Source organism: Candidatus Methylomirabilis limnetica (assembly GCF_003044035.1).
GTDB classification, from domain to species: Bacteria; Methylomirabilota; Methylomirabilia; order Methylomirabilales; family Methylomirabilaceae; genus Methylomirabilis; species Methylomirabilis limnetica.
Map to the genome: position 1 here is coordinate 12,983 of NZ_NVQC01000021.1, position 16,464 is coordinate 29,446.

Genomic DNA, 16,464 nt, shown 5'->3' on the forward strand with positions numbered 1-16,464 from the left:
ACGAATGAGCAGAATGACCGTACAGGTTATGATGAGCCTTGCGCTGGGGGTAGCGTGCGCTGCAACAGCCGGGGCGCAGACGGCGATTGATCGAACCGTGCTGCCGATCCCGGAGCCCCAGTACCCGCACAGCACCGTGTTCAATGTCCGGAATGCCACGCCGCCGCCACGGTTAGAGGTCAAGGCGCCCGCCAAGGCGCCCAACGTCCTCATCGTGCTGATCGACGACATGGGCTTCGGCCAGTCGAGCGCCTTCGGCGGGCCCATCCAGATGCCGACGGTGGATCACCTGGCCAATGCCGGGCTGCGCTACAACGAGTTCCACACCACGGCGCTCTGCTCGCCGACCCGCACGGCGCTGCTCAGCGGCCGCAACCATCACACGAACAATATGGGCTCGATTACGGAGACCGCCACCGCCTTCCCAGGGCAAACCGGGCAGCGCCCGAACAGTGTGGCGCCGGTCGCCGAGATGCTGCGGCTCAACGGCTACAGCACGGCCGCCTTCGGCAAGTCCCACGAGACCGCAGCCTGGGAGGTCAGTCCCTCGGGCCCGACCGACCGATGGCCGACCCGCTCGGGCTTCGACAAGTTCTACGGCTTCATCGGGGGCGAGACCAACCAGTGGGCGCCGCTGCTCTATGACGGGATGAACCAGGTCGAGCCGTCGCATGACCCTAACTACAACTTCATGACCGATATGACCGATCAGGCGATCAAGTGGGTGCAAGCGGAGAAATCGCTCACACCGGACAAGCCGTTCTTCATCTACTTCGCGCCCGGCGCCACCCACGCGCCGCACCACGTGCCGAAGGAGTGGATCACGAAGTACAAGGGCAAGTTCGACCAGGGCTGGGACAAGCTGCGCGAGGAGACGCTCGCGCGTCAGATCAAATTGGGCGTGGTTCCGGCGGGCACGAAGCTCGCGCCCAAGCCCGAGGCCATCAAGGATTGGGCTACGTTAAGCCCGGATGAGAAGAAGCTTTTCGCGCGGCAGATGGAGGTGTTCGCCGGCTTCGGCGAGTATGCCGATACGGAGATCGGCCGGCTGATCCAGGCTATCGAGGCGACCGGCCAGCTCGACAACACGCTCGTCTTCTACATCGTCGGCGACAACGGGGCGAGCGCCGAAGGTGGCATGGTCGGGCTCTACAACGAGATGACTTACTTCAACGGCGTGCACGAGACCGTCGAGGACATCCTCAAGCATTACGACGAGCTTGGTGGTCCGACGACGTACCCGCACTACGCCGCCGGGTGGGCGGTCGCGGGTGACACGCCGTTCACGTGGACGAAGCAGGTCGCCTCGAGCTACGGCGGCACCCGCAACGGGATGGCGGTTCATTGGCCCAAGGGCATCACGGCGAAAGGCCAGGTGCGCTCGCAGTGGCACCACGTCATCGACATCGCGCCGACGATCCTGGAGGCGGCCGGCCTGCCCGAGCCGAAGAGCGTGAACGGGACGCCCCAGACGCCCATCGAAGGGGTGAGCCTGGCCTACACGTTTGGGGACGCTAAGGCGCCGAACCGGCATAAGACTCAGTACTTCGAGATCTTCGGCAACCGCGCCATCTACCAGGACGGCTGGCTCGCCGGCACCGTCCATAGGGCCGCGTGGGAATTCAAGGTCCGGGGGCCGCTTGAAGACGACATCTGGGAATTGTATGACACGCGGACGGACTTCAGTCTGGTGAATGATCTGGCCGCGAAGAACCCGGCGAAGCTCAAGGAAATGCAGGCTCTCTTCATAACGGAAGCGGTCAAGTACTCCGTCCTGCCCCTCGACGACCGGCTATTCGAACGCTTCAACGCCGCCATGGTCGGACGGCCGGACCTGATGGCCGGCCGCACCTCTCTGACGGTCTACCAGGGAATGACCGGGATGTCCGAGAACGTCTTCATCAACCTGAAGAACAAGTCGCACACGATCACCGCTGAAGTGGAGATCCCGAAGAACGGGGCCAACGGCGTGATCCTTGCCCAGGCGGGCCGGTTCGGCGGCTGGAGCCTCTACCTGAAGGAAGGCAAGCCGACCTACACCTACAACTGGTTGGGGCTGCAGCGGTACACGGTGGCCGCCGCACAGGCGGTACCTGCCGGAAAGGCAATCCTCCGCTTCGAGTTCGCGTATGACGGCGGCGGCCTCGGCAAGGGCGGCACGGGCACGCTCTTCGTCAACGGGAAGCAGGTAGGCACGGGGCGGATCGAACAGACCCAGTGCTGCGCCTTCTCGGCGGACGAGGGGGCCGACGTGGGCTCGGATGAGGGAACACCGGTCACCGAAGCCTACACGGTACCGTTCACGTTCACCGGCAAGATCGCCAAGGTGACGATCGAACTGAAGGAAGTGAAAATGGCTGACAAGGAAGAGACGGAACGAGGCCGCAAGATGGCCACCTTGAAAAAGGCGCTGTCGGATTAGATCAAATGCACGCAACAGGGGGGGGTCGAATAATGTCGGTCGCTATAAGACAACTGACAATGAAAAGAACATGGATGCTTAAAGCGGCCCTCGTGGCCATGATGGTAGTCAGCCTTGCGCTGCCGGGTTGGGCAGAGTCGCCCAAGATGAAGATGAGCACGAAGATCCCGCCTGGAATTGCGTCGCCGGACAAAGTGGAGACTCGGCTGGGTACGCTCAAGTTTTTAGACGGCTTCCCAGACAACGCTACGGTCGAAAAACTCTACGACAATCTCGACTTCCAGCGCGCCGTTCAGGCCTACTTGCTTGGGCTGGCACCAGTGAGCCAGGTGGCAAATCGTAAGGGGATACTCGAGGTGGGACCGGCCAACACAACCGTGCCAATCTTCGAGCAAATGATGAACGCGCGGTCGATCTTCCTGACCCCGAACAATAACACGCCGTACACATGGTTCTGGCTCGACCTGCGCAACGGCCCTCTGGTCCTCGAGGTTCCGCCAAAGGTCCTCGGGTTGATCGACGATATGTGGTATCACTTTGTCGTCGATTTGGGCTTCATGGGGCCCGACAAGGGACAGGGCGGCAAGTATCTGCTCCTTCCACCCGGTTATAAAGGAGAGGTCCCGGAGGGTTACTCTGTCGTGCGGCCGGCGACGTTCAGTATCTGGGCCGGGTGGCGCACCTTTCTGGTTGACGGCGACCCGAAACCGGGCGTGGACTTGGTGAAGAAGTTCACGAAGATCTACCCATTGTCACAGGCTGCCAATCCGCCGGCATTGAATTTCGTCAACGTTTCCGGCAGGGATTTCAGCACCGATGCCCCGGCAGATTACGCTTTCTGGGAGTATCTCAATAAGGTGGTTCAGGAGGAGCCGAGTGAGTCGGTTGACCCGGTTACACTGGGTTTTTATGCCTCTATTGGAATCCAGAAGGGCAAGCCTTTCGCACCCGATTCCAGAATGAAGAAACTCCTGACAGAAGCCGCAGCCGTGGGAGACGCAACCGCACGCGCCATCACTTTCCGGATGCGCCTCAAGGACGCTTACTACTACCCGAACAGCGCGTGGCGTGGCGGGTTCATCGGCGGGTATGAGTTCAAGGACAACGGTGCGCTCATCCTCGATGCTTACTCATCCTTCTTCTTCTATGCCACCGGCGTAACACCGGCCATGGATTCGAAGATGGTCGGACAAGGGTCGCAATATATGGCGGCATTCATCGACTCCAAAGGCAAACCCCTCGATGGAGGCAAGAACTACAAGCTTCACCTGCCTCCCAATATCCCGGTCGCCAACTTCTGGTCGGTGATCCTATACGACAACCAGACCCGCTCGATGCTCCAGACCGACCAGCAGTGGCCGGCTGTCAGCAGCCAGACCAAAGGACTCCTGGTTAATCCGGACAGTTCGGTGGACGTCTATTTCGGACCGAAGCCTCCGCCGGGCAAGGAAAACAACTGGGTGCAGACCATCCCCGGCAAGGGCTGGAACACGCTCTTGCGCCTGTATGGCCCGCTCCAACCGTGGTTCGACAAGACCTGGCGGCCCGGTGAGATCGAGAATGTGGAATGAACCTGCTGGTCGGGTGCTTGCCGCGCCACTCGTACAGTAGATCATGGCGGAGGCTGGCAATGTGGCGTGGGTATAATGCTCCCCAAAAACTAGACAGGGGAATAAGGTGGACAAAGAGGCTGAGCGGGCTGCGCACAAGGAGGGGTGAGGAACATGTGGCAATTCAAATATCGAGCGTACCTTTGGGCCGTAATGTCGCTCACAGTGGCCTGTCTTGTACCAGTGAGCGCCCTCGCCCAAGTCACGCCTGGAGCCTCTGCGAGCGCACCAGCCTCGGCGCCTCGGCTGTCTGCTGCTGCGCTGGAGAAGCTGGTCGGACCGGTCGCGCTCTACCCCGATGATCTGCTCGCGATCCTGCTGCCGGCATCCACGAGGCCGCTGGACATCGTCAAGGCGCAGCGCTTCATCGAGAAGCACAAGAAAGAGACGAATCTCAAACCTGACCCGAGCCTGCCCGAGCCGACGCGTAACCTTTTGAACTACCCCGAGGTCGTCAAAAAGATGAGCGACGATCTCGACTGGACGGAGCGACTCGGCCAAGCTGTCGTGGGCCAGCAAAAGGACGTAATGAGCGCGATCCAGGCTTTCCGGCGGAAGGTGTACTCGGCAGGTAACCTCAAGACCGACGATAAGCAGATCATAGTGGTCGAGAAGGAAGTCATCAAGGTGGTGCAGGCCAATCCCCAGATCATCTACGTGCCGCAGTACCAGCCGTCCGTCGTCGTAGTCGCCCAGTCCGCACCGGTGGTTGTCTACTATCCTACGCCCTACCCGGTCTACTACTACGGCGCACCGACTGCGTACGTGGTCGGTTGGAGTTCCTACGCGATCTACGGCGGTTACAACGTCGAAGATCTGCAAGAGGAGCGGATGGATTACGCCAACGAGGCTCGCGAAGACAGGCAGGCACACCGAAAGGAGATGCAGGAGGGGCGGCAGGAACAGCGTGGTGAGGCCCAGACCAAAAAACAGGAAGGAGCGAACAAAGCTCAGACCCAACCGAGCCAGACCTTGCGGCAGCAAGTCCAGACGCAGCAGACGGCTGCCTCCCCGCAGGGGCAGCGCCAGGGGGCGGCGGCCACCAACCAGCCGAGCGGCCAGGCCTGGCGCCCGCAGCAGCAGGGGCAAGTCGCGAGCGCCCAGGGGACAAGGCCCGGCGACTCAGTATCCTCGCGCGGGGGCGGCGGCGATGGCGCGTTCGGAGGAAGCGGCTCGAATGCGAGCATGGCAAGCGCGAGCCAGCGTGGATCCGAGAGCCGGTTCGGCGGTGGCGGTGGTGGTGGCGGCGGCTGGAGCGGTGGCGGTGGCGGCTGGAGCGGCGGGCGAGGCGGTGGTGGCGGTGGTGGTGGCGGGCGAGGCGGTGGCGGTGGCGGGCGGCGATAGAGGAGGCAGCCAATGAGACACATTGAGCAGATGATCGTAAGGGGCCTACTCGTCGCGGCAGCGTTCATGTTCTCGGCGACGCCTGCCTCCGCACAGACGCCAGGAGGGCAGCGCCTTTTCGACTCGCCTAAAGCAGGAGCGAAGGCGCTGGTCGAGGCCGCGAGAGCGAACGACGAGCAGGCGCTGGTCGAAATCTTCGGTACAAAGCACCGCGACCTAGTTCTCACGGTGGACAAGACCCGCGACCGTGAAAATCGTGCGCGATTCGCTAAGTTCGCCGACGAGTACCAGTTGCTGAGGCCCGAGGACGACGGAAGCGTGACGCTCGTGATTGGTTACGAAGCCCGGCCATTTCCTATGCCGCTGGTGAAGGAGGGATCGACATGGCGCTTCGACACCGACGCCGGCCGGGAGGAACTGCTCAGCCGGCTCATCGGTGCCAACGAGCTGGAGGCCATCGGGACACTGCGGGCCTATGTCAGCGCACAGCTACAGTATGCCTCGAAGCCGCGCGACGGAACCAATGTGCGGCAGTTCGCCCGGAAGATCCGCAGCTCTCCGGGCAAACACGATGGTCTCTACTGGGATGCCGACCCCGCGAAGGGCGAGGATCTGAGCCCGATCGGCCCTATGATTCACGACGCCAAAGGTCACCAGTCCGGTGACCCCTACAACGGCTACTACTTCAAGATCCTCACGCGTCAGGGGCCGACGGCGCCGGCGGGCCGCTACGACTACATCATCAATGGCCGCATGATTGCCGGCTTTGCGATGGTGGCCTTCCCTGCCGATTACGGCCATACCGGCATCAAGACCTTCATTGTGAACCACTACGGCGACGTCTACGAGAAGGACCTCGGCCCGAAGACCGCGGGCATCGCGGCCGCGATGCCCGAGTATAACTACGACCCAGCGTGGACCGAGGTGACGGAGTAGGAGCCCCATGGGCAGACGCCACAATCACGTGGCGTTCACCATTCACCATTCACAATTCACAATTTAAAAAAGGAGAGAGATCGATGCGTATTCGATGTGCTGTCATCACGCTGCTGTTGTTGTCCATGGCCCTTCCGGTGCTGGCGCAGGACAAGCCGGCCAACACCATGCAGATCATGCGTGAAAAGATCAAGGCCGACAAAAAGCTGCTGGTCGCGGTCAACATGGACCTGACCGAGAAGGAGACCCAGGCCTTCTGGCCGGTCTATGAGAGTTATCAGAAGGACCTCGGACTACTGAATGGACGCATGCTCGCGATGATCCAGGATTTCGCCAAGAACTACCAGGCGATGAGCGACGAGGCAGCCAAGAAGCTCGTGGGTGAGTACCTGGCGATCGAGGGGGATCGGGTCACACTCAAGAAATCCTACCTGCCGAAGTTGCGCCAGGCATTGCCGGAAAAAAAGGTCGCCCGCTACCTCCAGATCGAGAACAAGGTCGAGGCGCTTATCCGCTACGAGTTGGCGGAGGGGATTCCCCTGGTCAAGTAGCCCGGTCGTCAACCATGTGTTCCGGCCCCGGGACCTTCACGCCACCCAATGAGGCGAATCACAAGGAGAGAAACCCATGTCTACATACGGTCGAATTGTAGGAACCGCGATCATTGTCGCGATGGCGGCTGCGGCCCTGCTGCGCCCGCACCCGGTCATGGCGGCGTCTGCGGCCGAGATCAATCGTGACGCCGATGCTGCCTTGAAGACCCTGTACGACAGCGAGCCCGTGGCCAAGGATCTTGCGGCGAAGGCCAAAGGTATCCTCGTCTTCCCGAGTATCATTAAGGCCGGGTTCATCGTCGGCGGACACTACGGCGAGGGCGTCCTGCGCAAGGGCGACAAGGCGGTCGGCTACTACAATACGGTCGCCGCCTCGTACGGCCTGCAGGCCGGCGCACAGACGTTCGGGTACGCGCTGATGTTCATGGACGATGCGTCGCTCAAGTATCTGGACGAGAGCCACGGCTGGGAGGTCGGCGCCGGCCCGAGTATCGTGATCGTGGACCAAGGCATTGCCAAGTCGCTGACGACTACAACGGTTCAGAAGGGGGTCTACGCGTTCTTTTTCGCCCAGAAGGGGCTGATGGCGGGGCTCGGCCTGCAGGGCTCGAAGATCAGCAAGATCAATAAGTAATCGGTTCTTCCGGGTTTTCCGTGGGTACCCTGGCCTTCCAGCATGCACTTCCCCCATCCTTTCAAAGGAGGGGGTCAGGGGGAGGTAGCCTTCTGACCCAGCACTTCAACAAGCGCAGCGAACTCAGCAAACGCAAAGCCCTGCGGAACAACGCGACAGACGGCGAAAGCAGGCTCTGGCACCACCTCAGAGGCAAGCAATTCAGCACGAAGTTCCGCAGGCAGTATAGCGTCGATGCCTACGTCCTTGACTTCTACGCTCCACGGTCGAAGATCGCGATCGAGGTCGATGGGGACTCGCACTTCTTTCCGGAAGCGATGGAGTATGACCGGGAGCGCACGACCTACCTGGAGCGCTTCGGGATCGAGGTCCTTCGGTTCACGAACCTGGAGATCTTTGAGAATCTCGAAGGAGTCCTGACCAGCATTGAACAAGCCGTAGCCCGTAGGAAAGCAACCTCCCCCGAACCCCCTCCTTCGTAAGGAGGGGGAAAACGGGCGAACCGAACCCTCTCCATACCAAGAATGGATGGGAGCTCATCATGCTAAGCCACATGCCACACACATCAGCCCACCAGCTCAAGCGTCTGCGTCACCCCGTGGGGATTGCGCTCGTTGCGTTGGTCGCGACAATGGCAGCACATGCCGTCTCGGCGCCGCAGGCGGCTGCTGCGCAATCGCAGAAGGAAGCGACTCCATCCGGTGGCGGTGGCGCGGCGGGCCAGAAACTGGACCTACGGCCTGCTGGCCAACCACATCTGGTCGTTTGCCGGTCGAGACAGCCGAGCGGATGTGAGCACCACGTTCCTGCAGCCGTTCGTTTCGTTCACCACGAAGACCTACACGACGTTCGCCCTGAACACCGAGTCCACTTACGACTGGGAGAACAAGCGGTGGATGGTGCCGCTGAACGCGACGGTCGCCCAGATGCTGAAGATCGGCGGCCAGCCCATCCAGCTCCAACTGGGGGGGGCGGGTCTACGCGGACCGGCCTGATGGCGGCCCCGATTGGGGTCTTCGCTTCGCGGTGATCTTCCTGTTCCCGAAATGAACGGACGCCACCACGTCTGGCGCACCACATGGCCCAAGCACGGTAACCAATCGATCAGCCTTGACGGAAACGACGTCGGCAAGGGCGGCCAGGGGACCATCACCGTCAAGACTTATTACTCAGAGCATAAAATAGCTTGTCTCCCCCTTTAGCAAAGGGGGGGGTAAGGGGGGTTTTGAACGATCGGTAAAACCCCCTCAATCCCCCTTTTGTAAAGGGGGAAGTTGCTGGAGATGTTGTGCAAGAGTGCAATCTAGTTAATGCTCCCCGTAATACATGGTGATGGTCGAGGTAAAGTAATGCGTGGAGGAGCGCCATGGGGCGTCATGACCTGCTTATTGGGCGCGGCACTTGGCGTGATCGCGCTTGTGGTGGTGGCCTCTGGTGTGCACGCACAGGAGCTCGAGCCGAGAGCGTACGTAAACACCCCGGTCGGGCTGAATTTCCTGATCGCGGGCTATGGCTACTTGGAAAACGGCGTGCCGGACGATGCATCGGTGCCGTTGAGGGATGCCAAAGTCCAGACCCATGCCACCGTCTTCGCCTACGTCCGTTCCCTGGATGTGTGGGGCAAGTCCGGAAAGTTCATCGCGATTCTGCCCTATGCCTGGACGTCGGGGAGCGCCACAATTGCGGAGCAGCCTCGTCAACGCGATGTGTCCGGATTCGGCGATCCGAGGTTCCGATTCTCGGTCAACCTCTACGGAGCCCCCGCCCTCTCGCTGAAGGAGTTCGCTGACTACAGGCAGGACGTCATCGTCGGGGCCAGCCTGCTGGTGTCCACTCCCGGCGGCCAATACGACTCCAGCAGGCTCCTGAATATCGGGACCAATCGCTGGTCCGTCAGGCCGGAGGTCGGGATCTCCAAGGCCTTGGGGCCGGTGACGCTGGAACTCGCCACCGGGGTCACCCTCTACACCGACAACGGTAATTTTCTCGGCGGCAAGACTCTCGAGCGGGACCCCATCTACTCCGTTGAGGGACACCTCGTCTACAACTTCGGTCGCGGTGCGTGGGGAGCGGTGGATGGCACCTACTACACCGGCGGGCGCACGACGGTCGCCGGCGTGAGTGGCAATGATCGGCAAGAGAACGTACGCGTAGGCGTTACCCTAGCGCTGCCTGTGGATCGGCACAACTCGATCAAACTCTACGGCAGCGTCGGCGCATACACCCGGACAGGGACCGACTTCGACGCGGTCGGGATCGCTTGGCAATACCTCTGGGGCGGAGGGCATTAATTCCGTCACCGGGGCTGGCCCCGACCCGAGGAGACCCGGTCAGTGCATGAAAATCGGAAAGGTTGAGCAGACTGTGGAGCATCCCCGAATTCCGAAAGTAAACTTTCGGCGATTTCACCTGGCGTTTCCCGATATTCTCATGCCAAGGCTGGAGTTGCCTGATCATAAAAGTTCCGGTCAGGATATCGAGATACGAGCGCACGGTCTTGTCGGACAGTCCCATGGAGCGACCCAGCTCAGAGGCATTCCAGGTCTGTCCGTGATAGTGGGCCAGCATGGTCCAGAAGCGATGCAGGGCTTTCGAGATCAAAGCATGTTGAATGTTTGCTTTCTGCGAACATGCGCGCTAATGTCGTTTTGCCGCACTGGCGTGGATCGAGCAGTGACGTAATAGGGGAGCGCTTGACGGTACTGGTGAGCCGTGTGAGATAGTACTCGGAGCATAAAATAGTTTGCCACCCTTTCGCAAAGGGGGGTAAGGGGGGATTTGAACCATCAGCAAATCCCCCTCAATCCCCCTTTTTTAAAGGGGGAAGTTGCTGGAGATGTTGTGCAAGAGTGCAATCTAGATAGTGCTCCCAGTAATAGCTGGATGTGTCCCCCTGGGATTGCCGTATCTTTGCCGCAACAAAGCTTTTGTGATAACTTACCGGACCAGGAAAGAGCCAATCCATTCACCCTACTGGCCCCTGTCATTTCATGAAGAAGGACCAAGAGCTATGAACCGACCGACGACTGCCCTTGTGGCCTGCATCGCGATGCTAGCGCTGCTCGTGCCGGGCGCTTGGGCGCAGGATAAAGTAGCTGTCCCGGCTGGGAACATATCGTCCATAACGTCCGACATTGAGGCGACAACGGATGTTGCGCGAGCGGCGGTTACCCTGGACGGAGAGGTGCTCTTTCGCGTGCGCGGGGTGACGGCTTACCCGGCTGAGAGGCGCGCACTGACCGTCAGCGGGCGTATCGAGGCCATTGCCGCCGATCGGTCCGTGTCTACCAATACCTTGCACGTGGTCGAGGCGGGGGATCGATCCAACCTCCTCGCCGGGGATCGACCGATCATGAGCGTTCTGGACGCGGATGCCGCGCTGGAGGGCGTCTCGCGCCAGGTGCTCGCGGAGGCCACGCTTAAGCGTATTGCGCCGGCCATCGACACCTATCGGCACGACCGCAACCCGCGCGAGCTGCTGCTCCACACCGGCTATGCGCTCGGCGCAACGCTGGTATTCGCGCTGCTGCTGTTCGGATTCCGGCGCGCGTTTCGGTGGCTGGACGCGCTCGTCGAGCGGCTCCTCAGGTCACGGATCGAAGGCTTGCAGGCCCAGTCCCACCAGATCATTCAGGCGGATCTCGTGTGGAAATCGGTGCGCGGCCTGTTGCAGGGGCTGCAGGGCTTCCTGATTCTGGTTGCCGTCTACCTTTATTTGAACCTCGTCCTCGGCTTGTACCCGTGGACGCGTGCGTTCGCCGGGCGGCTACTGGCGCTGTTGCTCGACCCGCTGCGCGACATCGGCATGGGGGTGCTCCATGCCGTGCCAGGTTTGGCGTTTGTGGCGATTTTGGCGATCGTGACGCGTTATGTCCTTAGGCTCACACGGTTGTTCTTCACCAGCATCGAGAATGGCACGATTGCACCCAGGAATTTCGAGCGTGAATGGTCCATGCCAACGTACAAAATCGTGCGCGCGCTGATCATCGTGGCCGCATTGGTGATGGCCTATCCGCATATCCCCGGCTCGAACTCGGAGGCCTTCAAGGGCTTGACGATCTTCCTCGGCGTACTCTTCTCGCTGGGATCGTCGTCCTTCATCGCCAACCTGATCGCGGGCTATTCCGTGATCTACCGCCGCGCGTTCAAAGTCGGCGATCGCATCAGGGTTAACGAGATCACCGGCGACGTAACTGAAATCCGGCTTGTGGTGACGCACCTGCGCACCATCAAGAACGAGGAGATCACCGTCCCGAACTCGGTAATCATCGCCAGTCACGTCATCAACTACAGCAGACTCGCGCACTCGCGCGGGCTGATTCTGCATACTACCGTTGGCATTGGCTACGAGACATCCTGGCGGCAGGTTGAAGCGATGCTGCGGCTTGCCGCCGAGCGTACGCCTGGACTGCTCAAGGAGCCGCCACCCTTCGTGCTGCAGAAGTCCCTGGGCGACTTCGCCGTGACTTACGAGCTCAACGTCTACTGCGACAACCCGCAAGGTATGGCGCGGTTCTACACGGCGCTGCACCAGAACATCCTCGATGTGTTCAACGAGTACGGTGTGCAGATCATGACGCCGGCCTACGAGGGTGACCCGGAGGCGCCAAAGGTGGTGCCAAAGGATCAGTGGTTCTCAGCACCGGCAGCAGGTTCTACGCCCCCGAGCGGCGAAAGATGAAAATCGAAGACAGGCCGTAGCCCGCCGGAAAGCAACATCCCCCGAACCCCCTCCTTCGTAAGGAGGGGGAAACGGGCGGACCGAACCCTCTCCTCACCAAGGTGGGATGGAGACTCATAATGCCAAGCCACATACCGCACACATCAGCCCACCAGCTCAAGCGTCGGATTCACCCCGTGGTGATTGCGCTCGTTGCGCTGGTTGCAACAATGGCCCCCCATATCGCTGTAGCGGAGCAGGACGCTGCTGCCCAATCGCAGAAGGAAGCGACCCCATCCGGTGGCGGTGGCGCGGCGGGTCAGAATGACGAGGCAGCCGAGTTGGCCAAGAAGCTCCAGAACCCGGTCGCCAAGCTCATCAGCGTGCCGCTGCAGAGCAACTGGGATTTCAGCATCGGCTCTGCAAAGGCCATGCGCTACCTGCTCAACGTCCAGCCGGTCATCCCGTTCTCGCTGACCGCAGAGTGGAACCTTATTACCAGGACGATCGTGCCGTTCATCCACGCGGAAGCCCCCGTTGCTGGGGGCCGCGATACGGGCGGGCTGGGCGACATTGTCCAGAGTTTCTTCCTCTCGCCCAGTGCGCCGACCAGCCGCGGCTGGATCTGGGGCGTGGGGCCGGTGTTCCTCTATCCCAGCGCAAGCGACGACGCGCTCGGCGCCGAAAAGTGGGGCGCAGGCCCGACGGCTGTCTTTCTGAAGCAGGACAGCGGCTGGACCTACGGCCTGCTGGCCAACCACATCTGGTCGTTCGCCGGTCGAGACAGCCGAGCGGATGTGAGTACCACGTTTCTGCAGCCGTTCGTTTCGTTCACCACGAAGACCTATACGACGTTCGCCCTGAACACCGAGTCCACCTACGACTGGGAGAACAAGCGGTGGGTAGTACCGCTGAACGCGACGGTCGCCCAGATGCTGAAGATCGGCGGCCAACCCATCCAGCTCCAACTGGGGGGGGCGGGTCTATGCGGACCGACCTGACGGTGGCCCCGATTGGGGTCTTCGCTTCGCGGTGATCCTCCTATTCCCGAAATGAGCGGGCGCCATCCCCTACTGCAAGGTGTACCCTACCGCCGTCCAAGCTTCTCTCGTCAAGAGAGGCTGCTGCGATAAATTGCACGTCTGTCTTACTCAGCGGGACCGATGGACGGTTCTACTGGCTATTAGTTCTCCTGACATTCCGGTTCTACAGGCCGGAACCTGCCCTCTTCAATCAACCACACTCTCATCGCTGCCGTGTTCGTTGGCGCGCGGGAAGTTTCGTGGTCTGGAAAGACAGGCGGACTCATACTTATGAACTTATAGTATTTGAAAGAGAATAGTGTTTTGTGAATGTTGATGAATTTACCAAAACGGATTCTACTCCATAATAGTGTAACTAAAACGGAGGTATATCCATGTTACAGACGATGCCACGGTTGCTGAAGATCTAGTTGCCGAAGAGGCAGTCAGCCTTCTTGTGGGGTCCAAGGAAGACAGGCAAAACCGCATTTCTCAGGGCGGCCTTCCCCCGGATAGTGTGCGCTATGACTTGCTTCAGACCGACCTTTTTCTTGAACTCCTCAAGCGTCCCTTTCTGCTGCGGGAACAGTTACTGGCGGCGGCCGCTAAGCAGTTGAAGGGGCCGGTCATTATAGACGAAGTGCAGAAGGTGCCGCAATTGCTTGATGAAATACACTGGCTTATCGAAAACAGGGGCCTGCGCGGCCGTGTACCAGCTCGGCCCGTTCGGTACGGCTGTGAAGAAACTCAAGGCATGGGACGTGATATACTGACCCCCTTGAGACGCCGATCGCGGGATACGGAATGGGAGCAACGAGATACGGGAAATGAACGGGTCACACGACAACATGAATCAACCAACAACTGAAAGGAGGAACGGCGGCACACACAAGCGCATCGCCACCAACGCATCAACAATCGACAAGGAGCACTCCATGACACTCAAACGATTGACCATCAGTCTATCGTTGCTGATGGCCGCAACGATGCTGCTCAGTACATTCGCACCGGCCCACGCGGCGGAGAAGAAACCCAACATCCTCGTCATCTGGGGCGACGACATCGGCATCTGGAACGTCAGCGCCTACAACCAGGGCATGATGGGCTACAAGACGCCCAACATTGACCGCATCGCCAAGGAAGGCGCCCTGTTCACCGACTGGTATGGCCAGCAGAGCTGCACCGCCGGTCGCGCGGCGTTCCTCACCGGCCAGTCGCCCATCCGCACCGGCCTCACCAAGGTCGGTCTGCCGGGCGCGAAGGAAGGGCTGACCAAGCTCGATCCGACCATCCCTGAGCTGCTGAAGCCGCTTGGTTATACCACCGGCCAGTTCGGCAAGAACCATCTCGGCGACCTGGATGAGCACCTGCCCACGAACCACGGCTTCGACGAGTTTTTCGGCAACCTCTACCACTTGAACGCGGAGGAGGAGCCGGAGAACGTGGACTATCCGAAGGATCCCGCGTTCAGGAAGCGCTTCGGCCCCCGGGGCGTGATCCATTCCTGGGCCAACGCTGACGGCACGCAGAAAATCCAGGACACAGGCCCGCTCACCAAAAAGCGCATGGAGACCATCGACGAGGAGTTCCTCGGCGGCGCGGTAAGCTTCATTAAGAAGGCCCACAAGGACGGCAAGCCTTTCTTCGCCTGGTTCAACACGAGCCGCATGCACATCTGGACGCACCTCAAGAAAGAGTCCGAAGGGAAGACCGGCCTCGGCATCGAGGCGGATGGCATGGTGGAACACGACGGGCACGTGGGCCAGCTTCTCAAGCTGCTGGACGACCTCGGCCTCGCCGACAACACTATCGTCATGTATTCCACCGACAACGGCGCGGAGGTCATGAGCTGGCCGGACGGCGGCACCACGCCGTTCCGCGGCGAGAAGGCCACCAACTGGGAGGGTGGCTGGCGCGTGCCGACCGCCATCCGCTGGCCAGGTACGATTAAGCCCGGCACCGTGCTCAACGGCATCGGCTCGCACGAGGACATGCTACCCACGCTGCTTGCCGCCGCGGGCGACCCGAACGTCAAGGAAGACGTCCGCAAGGGCACGAAGAAAATCGGCAACACGACCTACAAGGCGCATATTGACGGCTACAACCTCATTCCGTGGTTGAGCGGCCAGACGGAGGAATCGCCCCGCAAGGAGTTCCTCTACTGGAGCGACGACGGCAGCCTGCTCAACCTCCGCTACGGCAACTGGAAGCTCGTGTTCCAGGAACAGCGCGCGCATGGTGCGGAAGTGTGGGAAGAACCGTTTGTCCCACTTCGCCTGCCGAAGCTCTTCAATCTTCGCATGGACCCGTTCGAGCGTGCCGACCATGAGGGCATCGATTATTGGCGCTGGAGGATGGAACGCATCTACATGCTGGTCCCCGCACAGGCGTACGTGGGACAATGGCTCTCGAGCTTTAAGGAGTTCCCACCTCGCATGAAGGCGGGCAGCTTCAGTTTGGATCAGGTCATGGAAAAGCTCACCAAGGAAAGCGGCAGCGGCAAGTAAAACCGCACTCGATGAAAAGCTGATGCGTCTCACCGGGCAGAGCGCTTCCCCGTGAACACACGTGCCCTCATGCAGGGCGGGCTTACACGGATGTGTGATTTCGCTAAAGTAAAAGGGACCCACCTAACACGGCAATGATCGAGCAAAAGGAGCCCACTCTGATACGCTCGCTGTTTCTCGTGTGTTCGAGCAAGACCACACCAGAGACAGGGAGGGAGAGGAGTGCTAGGGATGGATCAGTACGAGCTCATCAGGACGGCCGCTCGGGTGTATCAGAAGAGTATTCGTCAGATCGCGCGGGAGACTGGGCATACACGCAAAACGATCCGCAAGGTTCTAGCTGGCTGGGAGCCTAAGTACCGGAGGAGGCACGAACCGGCCTCCCGGGTGATGGACTCGGTCGCCGCCATCATCGAGGGCTGGCTCCGCACGGATCAGGAGACCCCCAAGAAGCATCGCCACACGGCGCACCGGATCTGGACCCGACTGGTCGAAGAGTATGCCTTTCCAGGGGCGGAGTCGACGGTGAGACGATGGGTGCGGGAGCAGAAGGCCCGGCTGGGATGGCCGACAGTCACAGCGGTCATCCCCTTAGACCCGGAGCTCGCGCAGGAGGCGGAAGTCGACTGGGGAGCTGCCTGGGTCCGCATGGCAGGAGAGGAGCGGCAGGTCAAGCTCTTCTGTATGCGATCGCGCTATTCGGGCATGCCCTTTGTGCGGGCCTATCCGTACGAGCGACAGGAGATGTTCTTCGATGGCCAAACCAGAGCCAGTG

Annotated in this window: 14 protein-coding genes and 1 pseudogene; 14 read left to right on the forward strand and 1 reads right to left on the reverse strand. The window is 60.7% G+C overall.

Annotated features, from left to right (window positions below; translation table 11 throughout):
* The first annotated feature begins 28 nt into the window (after positions 1-28).
* The 9 genes from CLG94_RS07135 to CLG94_RS07175 all read left to right on the forward strand — a co-directional run bounded on the left by CLG94_RS07135 (position 29) and on the right by CLG94_RS07175 (position 9,791).
* Positions 29-2,422, forward strand: coding sequence for an arylsulfatase (locus CLG94_RS07135; RefSeq protein WP_239993162.1), 2,394 nt, complete (start codon positions 29-31; stop codon positions 2,420-2,422).
* A gap of 59 nt (positions 2,423-2,481) precedes the next feature.
* On the forward strand, positions 2,482-3,993 hold the full coding sequence (locus CLG94_RS07140; protein ID WP_107562186.1) for a DUF1254 domain-containing protein: 1,512 nt from the start codon (positions 2,482-2,484) through the stop codon (positions 3,991-3,993).
* 153 nt (positions 3,994-4,146) lie between these two features.
* Positions 4,147-5,376, forward strand: a complete 1,230-nt coding sequence (locus CLG94_RS13775; RefSeq protein ID WP_107562176.1) for a DUF3300 domain-containing protein — start codon at positions 4,147-4,149, stop codon at positions 5,374-5,376.
* Positions 5,377-5,388: 12 nt separating this feature from the next.
* A complete protein-coding gene (locus tag CLG94_RS07150) occupies positions 5,389-6,312 on the forward strand; it encodes a DUF2950 domain-containing protein (protein ID WP_107562177.1) in 924 nt (307 codons plus the stop codon).
* Between the two features lie 83 nt (positions 6,313-6,395).
* Positions 6,396-6,863, forward strand: a complete 468-nt coding sequence (locus CLG94_RS07155) for a hypothetical protein (protein ID WP_107562178.1) — start codon at positions 6,396-6,398, stop codon at positions 6,861-6,863.
* 76 nt (positions 6,864-6,939) lie between these two features.
* Positions 6,940-7,500 carry a lipid-binding SYLF domain-containing protein gene (locus CLG94_RS07160; protein ID WP_107562179.1) on the forward strand — a complete coding sequence of 187 codons (561 nt, stop codon included), beginning with the start codon at positions 6,940-6,942 and terminating at the stop codon, positions 7,498-7,500.
* A 20-nt stretch (positions 7,501-7,520) separates the two neighbouring features.
* Positions 7,521-7,982, forward strand: a complete 462-nt coding sequence (locus CLG94_RS07165) for an endonuclease domain-containing protein (protein ID WP_239993161.1) — start codon at positions 7,521-7,523, stop codon at positions 7,980-7,982.
* 159 nt (positions 7,983-8,141) lie between these two features.
* Positions 8,142-8,495 (forward strand): hypothetical protein, encoded by a 354-nt coding sequence (locus CLG94_RS07170; RefSeq protein WP_133174660.1) that lies wholly within the window; start codon positions 8,142-8,144, stop codon positions 8,493-8,495.
* Positions 8,496-8,876: 381 nt separating this feature from the next.
* On the forward strand, positions 8,877-9,791 hold the full coding sequence (locus tag CLG94_RS07175) for a transporter (RefSeq protein ID WP_107562181.1): 915 nt from the start codon (positions 8,877-8,879) through the stop codon (positions 9,789-9,791).
* On the opposite strand, the gene CLG94_RS07180 is transcribed toward CLG94_RS07175, so the two are convergent.
* On the reverse strand, positions 9,694-10,101 hold the full coding sequence (locus CLG94_RS07180) for a DUF4143 domain-containing protein (RefSeq protein ID WP_432264760.1): 408 nt from the start codon (positions 10,099-10,101) through the stop codon (positions 9,694-9,696). The genes CLG94_RS07175 and CLG94_RS07180 overlap by 98 nt on opposite strands.
* A gap of 409 nt (positions 10,102-10,510) precedes the next feature.
* On the opposite strand from CLG94_RS07180, the gene CLG94_RS07185 reads away from it, so the two are divergent.
* The 5 genes and pseudogenes from CLG94_RS07185 to CLG94_RS07205 form a co-directional block, all read left to right on the forward strand.
* Entirely contained in the window at positions 10,511-12,181 is a 1,671-nt protein-coding gene (locus CLG94_RS07185; protein ID WP_107562182.1) for a mechanosensitive ion channel family protein, read from the forward strand.
* 119 nt (positions 12,182-12,300) lie between these two features.
* Positions 12,301-13,161, forward strand: a complete 861-nt coding sequence (locus CLG94_RS07190) for a transporter (RefSeq protein ID WP_320414615.1) — start codon at positions 12,301-12,303, stop codon at positions 13,159-13,161.
* A 478-nt stretch (positions 13,162-13,639) separates the two neighbouring features.
* Entirely contained in the window at positions 13,640-14,050 is a 411-nt protein-coding gene (locus CLG94_RS07195) for a hypothetical protein (protein ID WP_107562183.1), read from the forward strand.
* A 67-nt stretch (positions 14,051-14,117) separates the two neighbouring features.
* Positions 14,118-15,689: an arylsulfatase gene (locus CLG94_RS07200; RefSeq protein ID WP_107562184.1), complete on the forward strand. Its 1,572-nt coding sequence runs from the start codon at positions 14,118-14,120 to the stop codon at positions 15,687-15,689.
* A 231-nt stretch (positions 15,690-15,920) separates the two neighbouring features.
* Positions 15,921-16,464 (forward strand): annotated as a pseudogene (locus CLG94_RS07205) (IS21 family transposase); the annotation flags it as partial.

Excerpts from the sequence above, each read along its gene's own strand:
- CLG94_RS07140 (WP_107562186.1), top strand. The coding sequence starts at position 2,482 with ATGAAAAGAACATGGATGCTTAAAGCGGCCCTCGTGGCCATGATGGTA.
- CLG94_RS07170 (WP_133174660.1), top strand. The coding sequence starts at position 8,142 with ATGCCGTCTCGGCGCCGCAGGCGGCTGCTGCGCAATCGCAGAAGGAAG.
- CLG94_RS07160 (WP_107562179.1), top strand. The coding sequence starts at position 6,940 with ATGTCTACATACGGTCGAATTGTAGGAACCGCGATCATTGTCGCGATG.
- CLG94_RS07175 (WP_107562181.1), top strand. The coding sequence starts at position 8,877 with ATGACCTGCTTATTGGGCGCGGCACTTGGCGTGATCGCGCTTGTGGTG.
- CLG94_RS07150 (WP_107562177.1), top strand. The coding sequence starts at position 5,389 with ATGAGACACATTGAGCAGATGATCGTAAGGGGCCTACTCGTCGCGGCA.
- CLG94_RS07135 (WP_239993162.1), top strand. The coding sequence starts at position 29 with ATGATGAGCCTTGCGCTGGGGGTAGCGTGCGCTGCAACAGCCGGGGCG.
- CLG94_RS13775 (WP_107562176.1), top strand. The coding sequence starts at position 4,147 with ATGTGGCAATTCAAATATCGAGCGTACCTTTGGGCCGTAATGTCGCTC.
- CLG94_RS07200 (WP_107562184.1), top strand. The coding sequence starts at position 14,118 with ATGACACTCAAACGATTGACCATCAGTCTATCGTTGCTGATGGCCGCA.
- CLG94_RS07185 (WP_107562182.1), top strand. The coding sequence starts at position 10,511 with ATGAACCGACCGACGACTGCCCTTGTGGCCTGCATCGCGATGCTAGCG.
- CLG94_RS07190 (WP_320414615.1), top strand. The coding sequence starts at position 12,301 with ATGCCAAGCCACATACCGCACACATCAGCCCACCAGCTCAAGCGTCGG.
- CLG94_RS07155 (WP_107562178.1), top strand. The coding sequence starts at position 6,396 with ATGCGTATTCGATGTGCTGTCATCACGCTGCTGTTGTTGTCCATGGCC.